Below are 20,564 nucleotides of genomic sequence, written 5' to 3'. Positions count from 1 at the left end.
GCATCGAGCCCGAAGGGCCAAAGACAGGGAGACCACCGCATGACCATCGCAAGGATAACCGCGATCTCCGCCGCCGCGCTCATCGCAGCGCAGGGCGCCTTCGCGGCCGACCCCGACCTCGTCGTCTTCGACTGGGCGGGATACGAGGACCCGGAATTCTACAAGGCCTTCATCGAAGAGCATTCCGGCCCGCCGACCTATTCCTTCTTCGGCGACGAGGAGGAGGCGTTCCAGAAGCTCCGCGCCGGCTTCCGTGCGGACCTCGCGCATCCCTGCTCGCAATCCGTGGTGAAATGGCGCGAGGCGGGCCTGCTGAAGCCGATCGACACGAGCCGCATCCCGGAATGGGAGAACGTGATGGCCGAATTCAAGGCCATGGAAGGCTTCGTGGAGGACGGCAAGACGTGGATCGTCCCGCTCGACTGGGGCGCGACCGGGCTCGTCTACCGCACCGACGAGGTGCCGCCGGAAGATGCGGCGACGCTGCAATCCTTCATCTCCCCGAAATACGAGGGCCGCGTATCGCTGCCGGACAATGTGGACGACGCCTATGCGCTCGGCTTCCTCGCCATCGGCGTGAAGGACTGGACGAAGGCGACCGACGCGGAGTTCGAGGCGGCGTCGGATTTCCTGCGCAAGGCGCATGCAAACACCCGCGCCTACTGGCAGGACAATTCGCAGCTTTCCCAGCTCATCGCCTCGGGCGAGGTGCTGCTGGCCTGGGCGTGGAACGAGACGCCGACGACGATGCAGGCGGAGGGGCATCCCGTCGCCATGAACCGCGCCGCCAAGGAAGGCTCCTCCACCTGGGTCTGCGGCTATGTGAAGCTCGACGGCGGCGAGGGGTCGGAGGAGAAGGCCTATGACTTCATCAACGCCTGGCTCGAACCGCGGACGGCGGATTACATCGTGAACGCATGGGGCTATGGCCATTCCAATGCGAAGGCGATGGGCGCGCTCGACCCGGAGGCGTTGAAGGCGGCGGGATTCGACGATTTCGAGTCCTTCTCGGGCAGCACGCTCTGGCAGTCCCCTCTCCCGTTCGAGTTGCGCGAGAAGATGATCGCCGAGTTCGAGCGCATCAAGGCTGGTTTCTGAGGCCGCGATGGACGGCGATGCGGGCCGGGCGACGGAGCGGGCGGAGGGCTTCAACGGCCTGAAGCGCGCCGCCGCCTCTCTGCCCGCCGCCTGGTATGGAGACCCGGCGCAGCATGCGCGGGAGATGGCGGCGATCTGGCGAAAAGGCTGGGTCGCCTTCGCGCGGGCGGAGGCGCTGGCCGCTCCCGGCGCCCGGCTTGCCGCGCCGCTCGCGGGGATGAACGTTCTCGCGCTCCGTGACGGGGCGGGCGCGCTCCGGGCCTTCCACAATGTTTGCCGCCACCGGGGGGCGGAGCTTTGCCCGGAGGGGGCAGGGCGGATCGCCGGCGGCCGGATTTCCTGCCCCTATCACGACTGGACCTATGCGGAGGACGGGCTGCTCCTCGCCACCGGCAAGGCGCGGGCGGTGGAGGGGTTCGACCGGGCGGGGCATGGTCTTGTCCCGCTTGGCGTCGCGGAATGGGGCGGGTTCGTCTTCGTCAACGCCGCTGGCGGGGGGCAGGGGGATTTCGCGGCTGCGCATGGCCCCGACCTTGCGCCGCTCGCGCCGTGGCGACCGGAGACGCTCGCCCCCGTCCACAGTGAGACGATCGACATAGATTGCGACTGGAAGCTCTTCTGGGAGAATTTCAACGAGTGCCTGCATTGCCCCGGCGTCCACCCCGCGCTTTCTGCGCTCGTTCCGATCTACGGGCGCGGGATCATGGAGCGGGAGGACGATCCGGCGTGGCGCGACCACGGGCCAGACGCGCCGCCGGCGCTGACCGGGCGGCTCCGGGAGGGCGCCGAAAGCTGGACGGAGGACGGGCGCGCCGCCGGCCCGCGCCTTCCGGGACTCGCGGACGATGATGCGGCGCGGGGGCAGACCTACGCCGTGATCCTCCCGTCCTTCTTCATGGTCGGCCATGTCGACCATGCCCGCCCCGTCCGCGTCCTGCCGCTCGGGCCGGGGCGGACGCGGCTGGAGGCGACGTGGCTCGCGCCGCCCGATGCCGGGATCGACGGCCCGGCGCTCGCCGCTTTCGCAAAGCGGGTGATGGCGGAGGATGCGGCGGCCTGCGAGGGGAACCAGCGGGGGCTCCGCGCCGCGCCGTTCGAGGCGGGCGTGCTGATGCAGGAGGAATACGAAATCGCCGCTTTCCACGGCTGGCTCCGCGCCCGGCTCGAGAGCTGAGACTTCAGGCGAGGAGTACGACCGACTCGGCGGACCAGCCGACGCGCACACGCGCCCCTTTCGTCGGCGACTGCCGCCCGGCGGCATTTCGCATCGAGACGGTGAGGGGACGTGTCATTCCGTCCAGCCTGACGGCGAAATCGGTCATGTAGCCGTAATAGACCACATCCTCGACCACGCCGTCCGCTGTGCGCTCGGCCGCCTCCCCCGGCTGGAGCAGGCTGAGGAGCTCCGGACGGACCCCGGCCGAGCGCGCCCCCGATGCGCCGCCCGGAGCCTGATCCGCGCGCAGCGCGACGCGGCCCAGCCCTTCGATCTCCGCCTCGATCCCCCCGCCGGAGGCGGCGGAGACGCGGGCCTCCAGAAAATTCATCACGCCGATGAAGGCGGCGACGCGGCGGCTGACCGGGCGGCGGTAGAGCGTTTCCGAATCCGCGACCTGCGCGATCCGCCCGTCGAACATCACGGCGATCCGGTCCGACATGATGAGCGCCTCCTCCTGATCGTGCGTCACGAGGATGAAGGTGATGCCGACGGCGCGCTGGAGCCGGCGCAGCTCCGCCTGCATCTGCTCGCGGAGCTTCTTGTCGAGGGCGGAAAGCGGCTCGTCCAGCAGCAGGACGCGGGGGCGCATGACAAGCGCGCGGGCGAGGGCGACGCGCTGGCGCTGCCCGCCCGAAAGCTTGCCGGAGGGCCGCGCGCCATATCCGGCGAGATCGACCATCGCCAGCGCCTCCTCCACCCGGCGCGCCGCCTCCTCCCGCTTCAGGCCGAGGCGGCGGAGGCCGTAGCCGACATTCTGCGCCACATCGAGATGCGGGAAGATGGCGTAGCTCTGGAACACCATGTTGGTTGGCCGCCGGTTGGCCGGCACGCCCTCCATCGAGGCGCCGTCGATCCTGATCTCGCCGCCCGTCGGCTGCTCGAACCCGGCGATGCAGCGGAGGAGCGTGGTCTTGCCGCAACCCGAGGGGCCGAGGAGGGAAAAGAACTCCCCCTCCCGGATCTCGGCGGAGACGCCATGGAGCGCGGTGAAGGCGCCGAAGCGCTTCTCCACCCGGTCGAGCGCGATCAGCGGCGCGCTCATAGCCAGCCCTCCGAGTCGACTCCACGCCGGGCGCGGCGGCGGAACCATTCCGCCGCGATGAGGAGAAGGAGCGAGAAGAGGAGGAGGAGGAAGCCGAGAGCCATCACGCTCGGCAACTTCGAGGTGAAGCGGAGCTGGCTCCAGATATAGACCGGCAGGGTGGCGTCCGACCCGGTGAGGAAGAAGGCGATGATGAACTCGTCCAGCGAGAGGGTGAAGGAAATGAGGAGGCTCGCCACGATCCCCGGCGCGACGAGCGGGAGCGTGACGCGGAAGAAGGTGCCCGCCCGGCTCTCCCCGAGGTCGAGCGACGCCTCTTCGAGGCTCTGGTCGAGCGCGAGAAAGGCGGAGGAGAGGATGGCGACGGCGAATGGCGTGCAGATGAGGACATGACCGAGCGCGACCGTCCAGAGCGAGAGCGGCATGCCGAGCTGGACCAGCACGATCAGCAGGGCGACGGCGATGATGATCTCCGGCAGGACGAGCGGCGCCATGATGAGGCCCATGATCGGCCGCTTCGCCGGAAAGCGGCTCCGCGCGGCGGCGCGCGCCGCGAAGATGCCGAGCGCGGTGCTTATGAGCGCGGCGGCGACCCCGACCTTCAGGCTGTTCCAGACCGCGGCATGGAGCGCCGGCGTCTCCCAGAGCTGGGTGAAGGCGGCCGTGGTGAAGCCCGAGAGCGGGAAGGCGATGATCGCGCTGTCGTTGAAGGCGAAAAGCGGGAGGAGGATCACCGGGGCGTAGAGGAAGAGGAGATAGAGCAGGGCGTATCCCCTGAGCCCCATGCTGCGCCCCGCCGCACTCATCGCGCAGCGCCCCCGAAGCGCCGCGCGACGAGGAGAAGCGTGAGCGAGATCGCCGCGACGATCGCCATCGAGGAGACGGAGAGCGCAGCGCCGAGCGGCGCATCGTTCGCCTTGCCGAACTGCACCTGAATGATGTTGGCGATCATCAACCCGTCCGACCCGCCGACGAGCCGCGGCGTCACGTAATCCCCTACGGTCGGGATGAAGACGATCAGCCCCGCCGCGAGCACGCCCGGCATGGCGAGCGGCAGCGTGACGCGGAAGAAGCGGCGCAGCGGCCCGTCCCCGAGATCCTCCGCCGCCTCGAGCAGGCTCCTGTCGATCCGCGAGAGGGCGACGTAGATCGGCAGGATCGCGAAGGGCGCCCAGGCATGCGTCAGCGTCAGGATCACGGCATTGACGTCGTAGAGGATGAAGGTCAGCGGCTCCTCGACGAGGCCGAGCCAGATCAGCGCGCTGTTGAGGACGCCGTTGTAGCCGAGGATCACCTTCCAGAGGAACACCCGGAGGAGGTAGCTCGTCCAGAACGGGATCGTGATGAGAAAGAGCCAGAGCGCGCGGTTCCGCTTCACGTGGAAGGCGACGAAATAGGCGATGGGGAAGGCCAGGATCACCGTCAGAACGGTGACGATTCCGGAAATCGCCAGAGAGCGGAGCATCAGCAGGCGGTAGAGCGGGTCCGTCCACGCTTCCCGGTAATTGGCGAACGTGAAGGTCCTGTCGAGTTCCAGATAATTCTGCGTCCAGAAGCTGAGAAGAACGACGAGCGCGAGCGGCGCGGCGAGGAGGACGAGCGCGTAGAGGAAGGTTGGGCTGACGAGCAGGAGCCCCTGAGCCGCCTCGCCGCGGAGGAGGAGGCCGATGCGGCGCCGGGGCCGCGCCGGGCTTTCGTATGCGGCCGGCGCCGCGCGCTCGCCCGCGGCGCTCACTCGGCTTCGATCCTCTCGGTCGCCAACCTCTCGTTCACGGCCGCCATCTCCTCCGCCCTCGGCTCCACGTCCAGTGTTACGACGGGAAGAAGCGCGCGCAACTGGTCATGGTGGCTCTTCACGCCGTATTCGAGATCGGAGAGGATCACGCCGTCATAGGCGCTCGATTTCGTCGCCTCGGCCGCCCAGATGGTGAGCTGCTTGTCCTCTTCCGCCGTGATCGCGTCGATCCGGCCGGAAAGATAGCGCGCGGCGCGCCATTCCCGGTTTTCGTCAGGAAGCCGGTAGGTCGCGCCGCGGACGCGGGATTCGCCGGCGGAGACCGGGAATTCCTGGTAGAAGTTCACACTGTCCGGATAGAAGCTGACTACGGCGTTGGGGAAGATTCCAATATAGAGCCAGGCGCGGCGATGGCTCTCCGGCAGCCAGTCCGCCTCAGGCAAGATCTTCTTGTAGCGTTGCACGCTCCAGAGCCGCCCTGCGCCAGGGTTGAACGTGGCGAAGGAGCGGGAGGTGCCGTCCACGAAGGGCTCGTCGTAGTAATAGCGCCCATAGAGCTCATGGAGGCCCGGATGGGCCATGGCGACGTGGTAGCCCTCGTTGTCCACGTCCCGCACCGCCTTCCAGTTCACCGGCGCCGGGTCTGACCAGAGCGGGCCGTCCGTCGCGGCCAGCGCCTCCGGCCGGTACGGCGCGATCTCTTCCTCGTGCCGCGCCATGAGGTCGGCGACGGAAGGCTGCGGCCCGGGCGCAAAGCGCACGAAGACGAGGCCATGCCAGATCTCCATCTCCAGGGGCTTCAAGCCCCATTCCACCGGGTCGAGCTCCGGCAGGCTGCGCGGCTGCGCGACGCCGCGGAGCCGCCCCGTCAGGTCATAGGTCCAGCCGTGGAAGGGGCAGACGATCGCGCCGCTGACATTCCCCCGCTCCCCCGCCACGACGCGGGAGCCGCGATGGCGGCAGAGATTGTGAAAGGCGCGCACCGCCCCGTCCCTCCCGCGGATCACAAGCCCGCGCTCTCCGGCGACGTCGAGCGTCATGAAGTCCCCGGGTGCCGGCACGTCGGCGACGTGGCATACGATCTGCCAATGGCGGCGGAAGAGCTGATCCGTCTCCAGTTCGAGCAGGGCGTCGCTGGAATAGGTCCAACCGGGAAGTCCTGACCGGTTCCAGCCGTGAGGCGCTTCGGTCGGGTTGGGTCTGGCTTCGTTCATTCGGTGCGTCTCAATTTATCTGAACGCTCAAATAAAAACACCAGGAGACGCTCCGGCGCAAGGGCGAAGCGGGGCTCTGCGCGAACCTGATCCGGAGCCGAGGTCGGCGCGGCTTCAGAGGGGAGCGGCGGACCCGGCGGACCAAAGCGGTTGGACTTGAACCGAGACCTCCCGGCATCGGGAGGCGAGACGCTTCGGGTCAGGCAGGCTCGAGCCCCGGACGGACCTGTTCGCGATGGCCGTGCACCCTGCCTCGCTCCCGGGCGCCTGTACGCCCGACGGCGGCTTGTCAGACCGGCGGGACGGGACGCTGGGCCTTTCGCTCTTCCAGAGCCTCGGGCGCCGCGACGGGCGGCGCGGTTTCGGCCGCTTCGTCGTCGAGCCGGACCCGCGCCACGAAGGAGAAGCGTCGACGCTGCGCCAGGATCGGCTTCTCGACGAAATGCCAGGAAAATGCGGCAAAAACTCCGATCGCCACCAGACTGATCGCCAGATTTTCGACATATCCGAGGCCTGGCGCGACATGGACGACAAGTTGCTGGATGGGAAAGCCGTAGAGATAGATGCCGTAGGAGTAATCCCCCTGCTTGAACAGCTTGGGAAGCCAGATCCTGCTGACCCCCAGATAGGCCGTCAGATAAACGACCGCCGGGCCGTAGACGAGGTTCATCAGGGGGTAGATCGTGGTTTCCGGCTCGAAGAGGCCGCCGACGACGATGAAAGCGGCGGATGCGAGCGCAAGGATCGGCGAATAGGGAATCCTGTCGCGGTATAGAAACACGGCTATGCCAAGAAGGAAGCCGACATAGAGACGCGAAACCTGTGAATGCATCAGGCGATAGACTTTCTCGCCGATGAAGCCCTGGTTCAGGGTGCCGCCCGTAGCGGCGTCGTAGCCCACCAGGAAAAGTCCGGCGGCGACCGTCGCCGCCCCGGCCGCCAGGACCAAGCCGGGCCGACGCAAAGTGCCGAAGATGATGAAACCCGAAATGATGACATAACAACCGATCTCGTGCGGGACCGTCCACAGGTTGATGTTGACGATCCGCATCGGGTTTTCGACGAACACTCCGGGAAGGTAAAAGTGTACGATCCCTATCGAATTGCTCAGATAGACCCAGAACTCGCGGGAAGAAAAATACTCCGAGAGCGGAATGACCGTAACGAGCGGGCCCAGCACCAGCGCGCACAATACGACCTCGACGGAGAGCGCCGGCACAATTCGGAGCCCGCGGTTAATCAGGAAGTTTCTCAGGCTGAGCCGCAACGCGCTGCCGGTGATCAGGAACCCGCTGAGCGCGAAGAAAGAGGTCAACAGTGTGTATTTGATCATCCAGAGCAGCGGAATGCTCCGCTCGTCCACTTCCGGCATGGCGATCGGGAGCACGTGATAGGCGACGATTCCGGTGGCGAGAAAGATTCGAAGAAAGTCAAAGCCGTGACCGACGCCGCCGCTCTCCGCCAGTCGGTCGCCGATCGTCGTCCGCCGCCGGGCTCGGTTCATAGTCTGAGTCCCCTTCAGTTCCACAACGGCGAGCGTTCTCACAATACATCCCGCCGATTACTGAACGATGGACTGCCGAGAATACAGCGTCAAGGCGACAAGACCGACCAGTGGCGGCGCCCGTGCGCCGGCGTGGCCGGTCACATCCGCCAAGCTCGTGCAACCGCCCGGACGGCCCGAGGCCATGACCAGGCGGATTGCGAAGTCATTGCGAGAAAGGGGGCAATCGCTTGGGCGGCAAGCCGCGCGAATGCGTCGAAGATCATGAATCGGCTTGAAGTTTTTCACACATCGTTTCGCCAGAATGGCGCGGCGTCGATCGGGCGCAGGTTCGACGTCTCGATTTCGAATGCAGAGCGTGTCGCCGGAGCCGAGCAGCGCCGCCCCGGTCGGCCGTCTGCCGGGCGATGATGCATGCTTCGCATCCGGTGTTCACGAACAGCACTCGCTTCATGGCGGCGCCTTCGAGAAGCTCGGCATGCGCCATGGCTCCTCGACGTGGGCGACTGATGTCATCGAAGTTCCGCCCGACCTTCTCACCCTGCACGGCGCGCCCGACCGCGTCAGGTATGGCGACAGCCTGACGTTCGTTGCGTGGTGGGGGGGCTGAGTCACCGCCGCCGGAGCGAGGACGGGCTGCATCGCACCCGGCAGCTCCCGGGAAACTGATAATCCGGGAGATTTGGAGCGACGCTTGTCCTCCTACACGGCTACACCGGCGCATCCTGCTTCTGAGGCCTGGCCATCTTGCAATACGCGCCCGATCTCGGTAACCGACGTATGACGGAGAGGTGGCCGAGTGGTCGAAGGCGCACGCCTGGAAAGTGTGTAGGCGGGGAACCGTCTCGAGGGTTCGAATCCCTCTCTCTCCGCCACTTGCCCTCGCGAAAGCGTTCTCCCGATCCGGCTGTGGCCGGATTTTCTCGTTGTTTTCGAGGGTTATGCGGGAGGGGCTGAGCACTGGCCCCGGCGCCGGGAGGCCCGGAAGCGGTCTCTCAGGGCCGATATTCTCCGGACCTGTTGCCTGCGCCGTTTTGGTGAATTTTCTTCAAGGTACTGGAAAGACATCAGAAATTGAGCGTCGCCGCTATGCACTTCGATGTCAGTGGCGTTCACCAAAAGCTCCTGAGATCCAACGCCCGTTCACCAATACTTGGCGCATCAAGGTATCCTTTGTCTTTCGCAGAAATGGCCGTCGATCCCGCGACTTCCTGATTGTGATATCGGACTCTTTTGTTCATTGTGACCCAAAGCAGGGAGCACTGCCATGAAGGCCATGTCCGCACGGGACGCGAAGCATCAGTTCGGCCTGCTCATCGACACCGCACGAGCCGAACCGGTGGTGATCGAGAAACACGGCCGCCCGGTTGTGGTGGTCGTGGCCGTGGAAGAGTTCGAACGGCTGACGACGCTGAGTGACGCAGCGACTGTCAAGCAGCGGGAAAGTTGAGGGTAAGAAGTAGTGGCCAAGCAGGCACAAAAGGATGGATTGCCGGCTGACCTGACCGGGCTTGGGGGCTCGGCTGGGGATGGGCAGCTGGGCGACCCCCCCGGCAGCGGGGCAGGCGAGTATGATGAGGTCAAGCAGGCGCGAAAATTTGTGGATCTGTTTTCTGGCTGTGGAGGGCTTTCCCTCGGGCTTTCCCTGGCGGGGATGCGTGGCCTCTTTGCAATTGAGCGCGACGAGATGGCATTTGAGACGTTCTCGACCAATTTCATTGGAGATGACTCGCCAGAAGCTTACCGCTTCATGTGGCCGTCATGGTTGGACCAACGGGCGTGGGGTATTGATGAGGTCCTCGGAGAGCATAAGGAACAACTCGAGCAACTGAGCGGTGAGGTCGAGGTTCTAGCCGGTGGTCCCCCCTGTCAGGGATTCAGCTTCGCTGGACGGAGAATAGAGGACGATCCCCGGAACCTACTCTTCAACAAGTATGTTGAAGCTGTTGAAGCCCTGCACCCGAACGTGCTGGTCCTTGAAAACGTGCCAGGCATGCAGGTGGCCCATAAGAGTGGAGCGGTGGTTGACCTGCAATCGGGGCGCTCGCCGCGAAAGCAATCCTTTTACGAGAAGTTGGCTGCTAGTCTCGATACTGCCGGCTATGTGGTGAAAGCCGAACTCTTGGACGCGTCCCGCTTCGGAGTGCCGCAGAAGCGTTCCAGGCTTATCGCCATCGGCATACGAAAAGATCTTTCGCCATTTCTTGCTGGTGGCATTGATCGCGTCTTTGCCTTGCTAGAAGAAGCAAGGTGTCAGCAGCTGCGGGAGTTCGGGATAGGCGAGGTCATCTCTGCCGCAGATGCGATCTCCGACTTGGAGATTGGAGATCGCCCAATGGTTTCCTGCACAGATGCCCAATCGCCGCGTGGTTTTTTTGAGGCTACTCCCCGCTCAGCTATGACTACCTACCAAGAGCTCATGCGTCAGGGCGCCTCGGGCACTCCTAACAGCATGCGGCTAGCGCGCCATCGAGATGAAGTTCGCCAAAGGTTTGCCCGGATACTCCTGGAATGCCGCAAGGGCGTCCGGATGAACGATGAGGCGCGCCTCGGATATGGTCTCAAGAAGCACCGAATATACCCGATGTCCCCGACTGAACCGGCGCCGACGATTACGACCCTGCCTGACGATGTACTGCATTATTCAGAGCCAAGGATCCTTACTGTGCGAGAAAGTGCTCGCATTCAGTCATTCCCTGATTGGTTCGTGTTTAAGGGTAAATACACGACGGGGGGCGACCGGCGGACACGTGAGTGCCCACGGTACACTCAAGTCGGCAATGCCGTACCACCTTATCTGGCGCGTGTGATCGGGATGGCGGTATCGCAGGCGCTAAAGGAAATTGAGCTTGCAAAGGCAGTCATTGCAGGAAGCGAGCTGCGCACCGTATCGGCAGCGGAGTAGCGCATGACTGAAGGTATGCTTGCACCGCGATTTCCAGCTCAGCTTCTTGACTGGGCCGGCAACCGGTCAGGAGGCGTGCGCCGTCCCTTCGATGAGTCTAGTGGCCGACCGGGCGAACGAGTTTTCAAGACGAACCTTCTGGCCAAGCTCGAACAGTGGTGCGCCGAAGTTGGCAGGGGAGTCCCAGAGGCACCACGCGTGGTCCTGCTCGTAGGCGGTCCCGGCAACGGGAAGACCGAGGCGATCGAGACGACTATGGGATGGATTGACGCCTCGCTTAATTGCGGAGGTACCCTAATAGGGGAACTTGCGAGCAGATTTAGTCCTACAGAAGGCAAGGTGCCTCGTGTAGTCTCCGTCGACGCAGGTCGACTGGCTCGCCCACCACGCGGAGGCCTTGCACTGTCGATCGTGCAAGATGCCTCCGTTGTTGCCGGTGCCACGGGCAAGTCAGCAGCTGAGCTGTTGCTTCAGGAACTTGATAGCGCGCTCGCCGACGGCACGACGGGGCTGTATCTTTGTTGCGTGAACCGCGGTGTGCTAGACGATGCGCTTATATTGGCCGCGGAAACAGAGCAGCCTGTATTGCGCAGATTGCTGGAAAGTGTAACCCGGGCGGTCAGCCTTCTTCCCGACGCGCCATCATGCTGGCCCCTTGGTGGATACCCGGGCATCGCCGTGTGGCCGATGGACATGGAGTCTCTGCTGGTTTCCACGGATGACGGGGATCCGCCTCCAGCTGAGCACGTCCTCCGACAGGCGGTCCAAACGAGCTTGTGGCCCGTTTATGGCGAGTGCGAGGCTGGTCAGCGATGCCCATTTTGCACCAGCCGGGAACAGCTCTCGCACCCCCGCGAGCAAACAGGATTGCTCGCAATGTTGCGCTGGTATGAACTTGGCAGCGGTAAGCGCTGGAGCTTCCGTGACCTCTTTTCTCTGTTCTCGTATCTGCTCGCAGGCCACCGCCACGAGACGCGGGAGACAGACCTCAAGCCGTGCGCCTGGGCCGCAAACATGTCCGTTGCAGACGAGCAGGCCGTCCGCAAGGCCAAACCGTCGCCGAGGACCTCCTCGGCTATCTTCGAGCTAGTTGCTGCCCAGTACCATCATGCGCTTTTTCACCTTTGGGACCGAGAGGCCGGGCCGTCATTGCTTAAGGACATCAAGGAGCTTGGGCTTCAAGACAACAACACCGCAATGGGATTGCAGTGGTTCTTGAGCTCCAGGCGATCTCCTTACCTGCCTACTATGATCGAAGGGGTGTTGGATAGCTTCTCGAGCGTTCTCGACCCAGCTCTCGCTTCCCCCGACACCACTGTCGACGTCAGTCGCAACACGAGCTACCGGCTCCGCGACATCGATACGCGCTTTAGCCGCTCAGTGGCCGAGGGCTTGGAGCATGTTCGCAAGTCGCGAATCCTAACGGCGCTTGAGGTCGAGCTCCTGCGCCGACTAGTCGAGCTGGATACCTTTCTTTCTCGGCAGGATGTTCGCAAGAAGCGCCCCGCGACTGCGACCCGGGTCCAAAGGGTGGTGCGCGACTTCTCCTGTCGGCTGGTGCGAAGGTCAATCGGGGCTCGCACAATGACCGTCCTTGATGCTTCCGTCCTGCGTGAATTTCAGGCTGTCGTGGAAGACAAAAAGGACGACAGCCTGTTCGAAGTAGCACGTGAGATTGAGCTTTTGCTCAACAAAAACCAGGAGTTTGAGGTCTCCCTGACCACAACCTTTGGCCAGCCGCTTCCTCCTTCGAACGTGCAGGCCTTGCTCGTCGTGCCGAGGCGGCACGTGCAGCCCGCTAACGCCGCCGCGGACGGGCGACCAGCGGCTCCATTGCGCTTTCTCGAGGTGGGAGAGGGTAATTCGGCGCAAGACGTCGCCTTGACCTACGACTTGTTCAAAGCGGTCAAGGATATCGAGCGAGGCATGTCCTATGCCTCACTTCCGCGTTCAGTGCTCGCACTACTCGACACCACAGGCGCACGCCTCGCGGGCCCAATCGTACGGGATGCTAATGTTCTTCGTCGTGCCGAAATCCGGTTAGGGAACGGCGTAACGATTGAGAAAAGGCGCTTAGGATTCGGCATGGTCGGCAGGAGCAATCGCCCATGAGCCTCGCGGACTTCCGGGACGCTCCCTGGGGCAAGTCGCATGCTGCTTATGGCAAAGGCGCGCTGGCAATGTCGCCAGCCCCGGAGTATGCGACTTCCGAAGTGGTCCTCTCGTCACTCTATCGGGTGATCGGGCTGCCCGGAGTAAGCGAGCGTTCTGTGCCCCCGCAAGGCACCAGGCTGCAAGCGCAGATCAGGAAAGCGCGCGAAAGGGCATCCAAACCATCCAGCGGGACGCTCGATCCGGACGCTTTCGACACCCTGCTGAACGCGGTACTCGAGAGTCCCAAACGGTCGAACCAGTCCGCCAAACGCTTCCTACAAGTCACACCTCTAGTGCCACAGCTGGCCCTGTTTTCAGGTTCGCCAAGGCTAGCAGGTAACCCGTGGACTCCCGGAACTCTGGTCCGACGAATGATCTGGCTGGGTTCACCAAACCGATCAGCAGCGGAAGAGACGTGGAAGTATTTGTTTGAAGCGCTTGCAGTCTGCGACGATGACGACATCTTCGCTCGCTTCCTTCAATCGGAGGTGGAGGCATGGCTGCCGGAGCCCAACTGGGAATTCGTGCCGGCTCCGCCTGAAGCGATGCCAGACTGCCCGGATGTAGGCGGCGGGGCGTTTCCTGCACGCCAGTTTGTGCAGGATCTCAATTCAGTCATCGCGGCAAAGGACCTCCTGACCCGGCGGCAGTGGACAAGCCTCCTTGAGGCCGTACTGCGCCTCGGAACAGTGGCACACGTCGTATGGCTCTGCGAGGTGCACTCGCGCGTCTGGACGTGCCTTTCTGAAGCGCTGAATGGTACTGGACCAAAATCCGCGGCCGACGCCCGTGCACGCGTGTATCCTGATCGGTTTTCGTTTTTGCCGCTTTCGAACAAGCCCCTACCCGGAATCCGGGACAGCATCTCCCGGTACCTCACGGCCAGACTAGGAATCAACGCGACCCTTTGGGCTCTGGAGGAAGCCGGGGCGGCGCCAGCCAATGTGCTAGGATCTGCCAATGGACTAGCAGAGGTATGCGACCAGGTTCGTAGCTTTTGTACGGGCGCTCGCTCCTCGGAAATCCGCGATACGGTTGATGATCTTGTCGACCGTGAGACTAGAACGCTCCTATGCCGCAAGGGCATAGGGTCGAACATAAACGAGTTTGTCACCTACAGCCTTCAACAGCGCCAGACAGCCAACCCACGCCTCAGAGGCTATGATCAGGGATACTTGCTGCGCAAGCAAGGACCACACACAAATAGCCCATGGATTGTCTCGCTCGGCCCGGTCGCGATTATTGCCCTCGTTCATTGCTCGCTCGCTGGCGTCGCGGGTCCACGCTCGGTGCATAGGCTAGCGCAACACCTAGCCCAGTACGGCGTCGCGATGGACCATCGCGACATCCCCCAGAACGAGCTTGGCCACCAACTCCGGATGCTAGGTTTGGTTCTGGATAGCCCCGACGCTGAGAGCGGCATGCTGCTGGTCCCGCCTTTCCGCCCAAACACCATTAAAGGGGCCACCGAATGAACAGGTTAGCATCGGCACTGGCAGATCGCATCCGATCGCGGATCGGTGCTGGCGCAACCACCGAAGACGCCCGCGAAATACGCCTGATATTCCTTGGGCCGCCGCACGAACTGATGTTTCAAGTTTTCGAAGATCTCACCAGGCAGCCGGATAGCATAGAGTTGAAAGACTTGCCGTTTCTCTTGCAAGTCCCGCGCGAAGAGCTTCCAGAGGGCAATCCAGCCGTTGGGGTATCTGGCTGGTGCGACGAGGATCACCTTCTTGATCTTCGCAACTTGCCAAGGTCAGCGAGCTTCGTCGCGCTCATACCCCCTGGCGAGCACAGCATCCTGTCGGTCGGCAGCACCACAGACAAGTTCGGCGTTGCTGAAAGCAACAACGGCGGGAACACGACTTTTGAAGCTTGGTGGGACGACAGCTTCATCCAAAGCCTTGTAGTGCAAGCGTTATCCCAGGCTGGCGTGCCCGACGCGCTTGTCGAGGACGGCAGGCGGCTAGTGGAGGCTGCAGCGCGGGCGGCCGACGAAGTAGAAGCCGGGAACTCACCCCGCGAGGGCGCATGGCGGGTACTTTCGCGTCTGTTTTCCATCAATGCCGCCTCAGGTCTCCAGCCTGGCGTGGCCATCAGCCTTGCATGCGGCTTCCCGCCGATGCGCAACGGCGTGCTTGCTGCCAGGGAACAGATCGGAACACTCAAAAGTATTGCCGAGGCAATGTCAGAGGGCTTTCGAAGGAGCGTCGAGCGGCTGTCAGACGGCGCGAGTGATGAGGACCAGAGACATCTTGCGGCTTATCTGGAGCACGTCCGCTCAGGTTGTGAGGTTGCCACTACGTTCGAACGGGCAACGCCTGCCTACTACCGCCCCGCAGGACAACTTGCCTTGCCGGCGGCGCCTGATTGGTGGGTCGCTCTCGACGTCGAGAAATGGACTGAATTGTTGGCAGAGGGATCGCCTGACGGTGATCCTGACGGTGACATCGCCATGACCTGCAGCAATTCGCTGGCGGCGTTAGGCAAGTCCATGCCCGTGATCGTGTCTGGTCAGGTAGATCTGCAGATAGAGACAAACGGCGGCGATCCAAACGGTGGTCGGATCGGGGTTAACCGTACGCCTGCTGCAGGCAATGGATTGATCGGGGACGTGGCCTCAGGCAGCGTCGAAACTCTATCCGACCCGACACCGCCAACCCACAAGCTGCCGCTGACCTACAGGGCGATGGCGCAGGGCTTCAAGCCCGCGTCAATCAAAGTTGTTTCGCTCGCCACATGGCAACCAGGAATTGTTGTGGCCTGCCGGCTTGCCCGCAAGTTTTCACCACCTCGCAAGCCCGCGAAGCGTGGCAGGGGCGCGGGAGCTGACTGGGAGGCAGGCCTCAGCGTGCCGGGACCTGGGCGGTACGAGTTGCTCGTTTTTGTTTCTCCTGGCGTTACTGTCGATGTGTCTGCCCATGTCTCGGCCGATCAGGGAGATGGGAATGCAAGCACACCAACACTTGTCACCCTCCGGCAGGCAACGCCCGAAGTATACCGGTCGGAAATCGAAGCCGATGGCAACTGTCAGCTTGACCTGCATTTCTCGCGCGTGGGGAAAGATGGCAAACTCGCGCGCGAGACCTGCCGCACATTTATCACTTGTGATGATGTCCCAGAGGTGGGCTGCCGAAGCGAGTTCGAACGCCTAATCAAGGTTAACCGGCGCCAGTTGGAAGGCTTCGATGCCAAGGCTGTTATCACAGTGAACCGTGCCGTCAGATCAACGATGCTTCAAGACTGGATTCTTTCCCCTGAAGCGATCCGGTCGTCATACCAGCCGATTGTTCTGGCGGAAGACTATGGAGAGCACTGGTCGCCGCCCAACTGGAACACCGGCAGCGGACCAATACTTTCTCGCGGAGCGTTCATTCAAGACTCCCGTCCGGCGCCAGTTGAATTCAACCCTCCACCCGAATTTCTGGATGCCCGAGAGGAGATTGCGGAATACATTCGCGGCGACGGAGACCAGTCGGGAGTGTTCGAGACTGCACGATTGGGCGAGTGGGCGCTGCGTGACGATCAGTTTGCATCGGCAGTTGAAAAATACGTGGATGCCTACCATAGGTGGATCGCGTCAGATCCAGAGGTTGCTTGCTGGGCAGACGTCATTTCAATATCGAGTTTAGACCCCAGCGGGCGGAGCCTCGCGCGCGAGCCGGTCGCAATCTTGCTCTCGCCCATGCACCCAATGCGCGTAGGCTGGCATGTCGCGGCCCAGCGCATCCTCGTCGAGGCGGACGAGGCTGGGAAACCTTGCCCAGCTGCAAGCGTCCTAGATCCCGATTGCGTGCCAGATATTCTGTCTCTCCACCTTCGGTCGCCCGCCGGTGTTGACCAGGTAAACTTTTTAGCGGTCGAGAACGGCACTGACTACTGGTCTGTTCTTTGGAACGGGCGAGAGCTCGAGAAGCTGCCGGAGCGCTCGCTGGCAGCACCATTCGGCGATGTCTTCGGCATCAAAGTCGGGGGAATCTCTGTTGGGTTCAGTGCCGCGCAAGTCATGCGCGCCCTCGACGACGTGTCCGACTTGCTTTCGGCGAAGCCTGTCGTAGCAGTTGCAGTCTCGAGCGCGGGCGGAACTACGGACGCGTGCAATGAAGGGCTGGTGGAATGGTGTACCTTGCGGTTTCAGGAGGATTCCCGGAGGCCAAGGAGTAGGTCCGTCGGCCCCAGGTTCGTAGAGGTGTTTGACGACCGCCCGCATGGTTCACGGCCAGATGAGGCGACGCTCTCGAACCTGTCGGAGGACACCGGCAATAGTGTCCGGTGGTATTCCGGCCAACCCGCAGGCGCAGTACCGGACCTTGGCATCATCGCCCAGTTGGATATGTCTGAGCCCCGCTCAGAAAGCATGGACGGCCGTACGCCTCTCAGCGCTGGGGGGATGATCAGGCATCGCGTCAGAAGGCAACTGCCGGGTGCGTTCCTCGCCGAGTCTCGCCAGTCGACTACATCCGAACCCACTGGCGATATTCTGCTCGACAAGGTTGCGGCCCTGCTTTCCGCGGTGGAGAACCTAGGGTCACTCCGTACGGGCTTGCAGTTCGCGCCAAACGTTCACGAGATCCAGCATATGCTCAGGGAGCGCCGTACCGACTTCGTCGCGGTGTCATCGGCGGCAATCGACCCAGCTTGCTTCCTCGGTGGCTGGCTCGACGGTGCCTATCTTTGGGACTTCGACCTACCATCTTATTCCCATAGAGCGGGTGACACGAATGGCTACTACCTTTTGTCCCAGGTTACCGACGCGGACCGGGACTCGCTGTCGCTCGCTCTTGCGCGGCTGCCTGGCTGCGACCAACTGGACCCGGAGAAAGTGCAGGACGTCCTTTTGGAGGTCGCGCGGCGCGGTATCCCGACCATAAAGGGCCTCGCGGGCGACGACAGCGGGGCAACGGGGGACCTCGGAATATTCGTGGGCGTGCGTCTCCTTCAGGACCGCTTCCGAGGCGACCATCACATAGGCGACGGACTTTTGCCTGTAATTGGGGGAACGGCCGAGGACGCCACTATTGCGATTGTCGTGCCCGTCGATCCGTTTCGCGGCTACATTGGGGACCTTTGCCGAGCTCTCGGAAAGGAACGGGGCGACCTAACGCAACTTCGGCCAGACCTTGTCGTTGTTGGCATCGATCTCTCGGGTGGAAATGTCCGGGTTAAGATCACGCCGATCGAAGTCAAGTGCCGGCCAACTTCCCGTTTCAGCGCCAACGAGGCAGTCGAGGCGCTCGATCAAGCAAAAGCGCTGTCACACCTCCTGTCCGCAATGCAGCGCCACGACGAACAGCCTCGGCTGTGGGCCATTGCTTACCAGCACTTGCTTCTTTCGATGATCGGTTTTGGGCTGCGCGTGTACAGTCAACATCCTGACGTCGTCGGCCACACTGCACGATGGTCCGAGTTCCACGAGCGAATTGCCCGCGCAATCCTCGACGGAAGCAACTGCGTGGAGGTCGATACTCGCGGGCGACTGATCATTCTGGACGACAACCCCTCGAGCAAGCCGCAGGACTTCGACAACGATGGCTTTGAGGAGACCATAGTAATCGGTCGCGGGGACGCCGGTGAGGTAGTGGCTGGCGACCCGGCTGCGTTCTACGATACGGTTCGAGCGCGTCTGGACGACTGGCAGCTAATGCCAGGCCCAGTGCCCGAAGCTGAAACTCGGGCCACCGCAGATGCTCCCGAGGAGGCAGCGCCTGCCGGGGTTCAAGATCAGGTCGGGGTGACTAGTGAGGATCTCGAGGTCATGCCTTCGCCCGCCCAACCATTGCGCGGAGAAGGCGACCAACGCCCCCCAGAGCCCGTGAGCAAGGGTGTCATACTTGATGTCGGGAAGACGATCGATGGCTTTCGCCCCCGCGACCTCGAGCTGAACATATCGGACACTCGCCTCAACCAGCTCAACATCGGTGTAGTGGGCGACCTCGGCACTGGCAAAACACAGCTGCTGAAATCCCTGATCGCCCAAATCGCGTCGTCAGGTCCAGAGAACCGCGGGCATCCACCGAGATTCCTCATCTTCGACTACAAGCGGGACTACAGTAGCGACGACTTTGTCGCCGCCACTGGCGCGCGCGTCGTCCGGCCGCACCGCATACCCCTGAACCTATTCGACACTCGTACTAGCGGCGACGTCCCTGCACCGTGGTTTGATCGATTCCGGTTCTTTGCCGATGTGCTCGGAAAGATCTATTCTGGGATTGGCACTGTGCAGCGTGACAAACTGAAGCGTGCGGTCAAGGAAGCCTATGATGGAGCAGCCTCAAACATTCCACCTACACTGCGCGAGGTGCACACCGCCTACCACGAAATTGTCGACGGTAAGCCCGACTCCCCGATGTCGATCATCGGCGACATGCTCGACATGGAGATTTTCGAGGAAGATCAATCAAGAATTGTACCGTTCGACACTTTCCTCGACGGAGTCGTCGTTATAGCGCTGGACGCTCTTGGTCAGGACGACCACAGCAAGAACATGCTGGTCGCCGTACTACTGAACATGTTCTATGAGAACATGCTCCGGACCCCCAAGCGGCCATTTCTTGGTAAGGATCCGCAGCTGCGAGCAATCGATTCCTACTTACTTGTTGACGAAGCCGACAACATCATGCGCTATGAGTTTGACGTACTGAGAAAGCTACTGCTTCAGGGGCGTGAATTCGGTACCGGTGTAATCTTGGCCTCCCAGTACCTTCGGCATTTCAAAGGAGGTGGCACCGACTACCGGGAGCCACTACTAACTTGGTTCATTCATAAAGTCCCCAACGTAACAACAGCCGAACTGTCGGCTCTGGGCCTGACGGCTACCGCTGCCGAAATGGCGGAGCGCATAAAGGGCCTGGGGAACCACCAATGCCTTTACAAGTCCTTCGATAGCCCAGGCGAATTCATACGGGGCTACCCATTCTTCGAGCACATACGGACCCGGGTAGGTGGTGAGCAGTAGGACGACGCGGTGGTCGATTTCTTGAGCCCTTCGGAGCGATCGGAGCGAATGTCGCGGATCCGCTCATCGAACACTGCGCCGGAAGTTGCACTGCGTCGCGCAATGCATGCCATAGGCTTCAGGTTCAGGCTCCACAGCAAGGGCTTACCAGGCAAGCCTGATATCGTCCTGCCGCGCCATAAGACTGTCATCTTCGTCCACGGCTGCTTCTGGCACCGCCATAGCGGTTGCAAGATCGCCACTACGCCAAAGACCAATACTGAGTTTTGGGTAGAGAAGTTCGACCGAAATGTCGTGCGCGATGCGCGGACTAGGGAACAGCTCGAAGGGCTGGGATGGAGGGTAATCGTCGTCTGGGAGTGCGAGCTGAGTTCCGCAAATCAGGTGGCTGGGGCTGTGCGCAGAGTCGTGGATGAAATTTGCCCGGAACGATTCGTGGGAGCTCCGGCGGGAAACTAAGCCGTATCCATCTGAATGGCCCCTGAACCCCAGGCCTCGGCTAAGCGCGGGCCGGTCGCTGCTCCCACCAGTCCAATGGGAACGGCTCCAACACCCGTGCCAGTGTCACCTCTGGTCCCTGTGACCTGCCACTGAGTTTTTCCTCCATCTGAGATTAGAGTCTGGCCCTTGATCGAAGGTAACCGGCCGCTCTTGGCCGCCTGCATTTTCGCGGTCTGATCTGCGATGAGACGTCTCTGAGGACGTCGACAGCGACGTCCATTGGATCAGGGGCGT

14 protein-coding genes and 1 tRNA gene are annotated in these 20,564 nt (G+C 62.5%); 10 read left to right on the top strand and 5 right to left on the bottom strand.

Translation table 11 applies throughout. The features are described from left to right. Positions 1–39 precede the first annotated feature (39 nt). Positions 40–1,098 carry an extracellular solute-binding protein gene (locus ACE37J_RS15290; RefSeq protein ID WP_409712451.1) on the top strand — a complete coding sequence of 353 codons (1,059 nt, stop codon included), beginning with the start codon at positions 40–42 and terminating at the stop codon, positions 1,096–1,098. A 7-nt stretch (positions 1,099–1,105) separates the two neighbouring features. Next, entirely contained in the window at positions 1,106–2,272 is a 1,167-nt protein-coding gene (locus tag ACE37J_RS15285) for an aromatic ring-hydroxylating oxygenase subunit alpha (RefSeq protein WP_409712449.1), read from the top strand. A gap of 4 nt (positions 2,273–2,276) precedes the next feature. Here the strand turns inward: ACE37J_RS15285 and ACE37J_RS15280 are convergent, their stop codons facing one another. From ACE37J_RS15280 to ACE37J_RS15260, 5 genes are all read right to left on the bottom strand, one after another. Next, positions 2,277–3,359: an ABC transporter ATP-binding protein gene (locus ACE37J_RS15280; protein WP_409712447.1), complete on the bottom strand. Its 1,083-nt coding sequence runs from the start codon at positions 3,357–3,359 to the stop codon at positions 2,277–2,279. After that, positions 3,356–4,144, bottom strand: coding sequence for an ABC transporter permease (locus ACE37J_RS15275; protein ID WP_409712445.1), 789 nt, complete (start codon positions 4,142–4,144; stop codon positions 3,356–3,358). The genes ACE37J_RS15280 and ACE37J_RS15275 overlap by 4 nt, the downstream gene beginning before the upstream one ends. 17 nt (positions 4,145–4,161) lie before the next feature. Further along, positions 4,162–5,028 (bottom strand): ABC transporter permease, encoded by an 867-nt coding sequence (locus tag ACE37J_RS15270; protein WP_409712908.1) that lies wholly within the window; start codon positions 5,026–5,028, stop codon positions 4,162–4,164. Between the two features lie 62 nt (positions 5,029–5,090). Then, complete coding sequence (locus ACE37J_RS15265; protein ID WP_409712443.1) at positions 5,091–6,308, bottom strand: aromatic ring-hydroxylating oxygenase subunit alpha; 1,218 nt, start codon at positions 6,306–6,308, stop codon at positions 5,091–5,093. Between the two features lie 289 nt (positions 6,309–6,597). Continuing rightward, complete coding sequence (locus tag ACE37J_RS15260) at positions 6,598–7,812, bottom strand: acyltransferase family protein (protein WP_409712441.1); 1,215 nt, start codon at positions 7,810–7,812, stop codon at positions 6,598–6,600. 349 nt (positions 7,813–8,161) lie between these two features. Between ACE37J_RS15260 and ACE37J_RS15255 the strand changes: the two genes are divergently transcribed. The 8 genes from ACE37J_RS15255 to ACE37J_RS15220 all read left to right on the top strand — a co-directional run bounded on the left by ACE37J_RS15255 (position 8,162) and on the right by ACE37J_RS15220 (position 20,288). Further along, the gene (locus ACE37J_RS15255) at positions 8,162–8,422 is read left to right on the top strand and encodes a hypothetical protein (RefSeq protein WP_409712439.1); all 261 of its coding nucleotides are present in this window, start codon (positions 8,162–8,164) and stop codon (positions 8,420–8,422) included. Positions 8,423–8,597: 175 nt separating this feature from the next. Beyond that, positions 8,598–8,687: transfer RNA gene (locus ACE37J_RS15250), tRNA-Ser, on the top strand. A 392-nt stretch (positions 8,688–9,079) separates the two neighbouring features. Next, positions 9,080–9,262: a type II toxin-antitoxin system Phd/YefM family antitoxin gene (locus ACE37J_RS15245; RefSeq protein WP_263390395.1), complete on the top strand. Its 183-nt coding sequence runs from the start codon at positions 9,080–9,082 to the stop codon at positions 9,260–9,262. Between the two features lie 12 nt (positions 9,263–9,274). Beyond that, positions 9,275–10,717, top strand: coding sequence for a DNA cytosine methyltransferase (locus tag ACE37J_RS15240; RefSeq protein ID WP_409712437.1), 1,443 nt, complete (start codon positions 9,275–9,277; stop codon positions 10,715–10,717). A gap of 411 nt (positions 10,718–11,128) precedes the next feature. Further along, on the top strand, positions 11,129–12,829 hold the full coding sequence (locus ACE37J_RS15235; RefSeq protein ID WP_409712435.1) for a hypothetical protein: 1,701 nt from the start codon (positions 11,129–11,131) through the stop codon (positions 12,827–12,829). After that, a complete protein-coding gene (locus ACE37J_RS15230) occupies positions 12,826–14,346 on the top strand; it encodes a hypothetical protein (RefSeq protein WP_409712433.1) in 1,521 nt (506 codons plus the stop codon). Before ACE37J_RS15235 ends, ACE37J_RS15230 begins: the two co-directional genes overlap by 4 nt. After that, the gene (locus ACE37J_RS15225) at positions 14,343–19,829 is read left to right on the top strand and encodes an ATP-binding protein (RefSeq protein ID WP_409712431.1); all 5,487 of its coding nucleotides are present in this window, start codon (positions 14,343–14,345) and stop codon (positions 19,827–19,829) included. Before ACE37J_RS15230 ends, ACE37J_RS15225 begins: the two co-directional genes overlap by 4 nt. 9 nt (positions 19,830–19,838) lie before the next feature. Next, complete coding sequence (locus tag ACE37J_RS15220) at positions 19,839–20,288, top strand: very short patch repair endonuclease (RefSeq protein WP_409712429.1); 450 nt, start codon at positions 19,839–19,841, stop codon at positions 20,286–20,288. Positions 20,289–20,564 lie beyond the last annotated feature (276 nt).

This window comes from Pikeienuella sp. (assembly GCF_046290545.1).
GTDB lineage: Bacteria > Pseudomonadota > Alphaproteobacteria > Rhodobacterales > Rhodobacteraceae > Pikeienuella.
The sequence above is the reverse complement of the archived record's forward strand: the minus strand, read 5'-3'. Positions and strand labels throughout refer to the sequence as shown.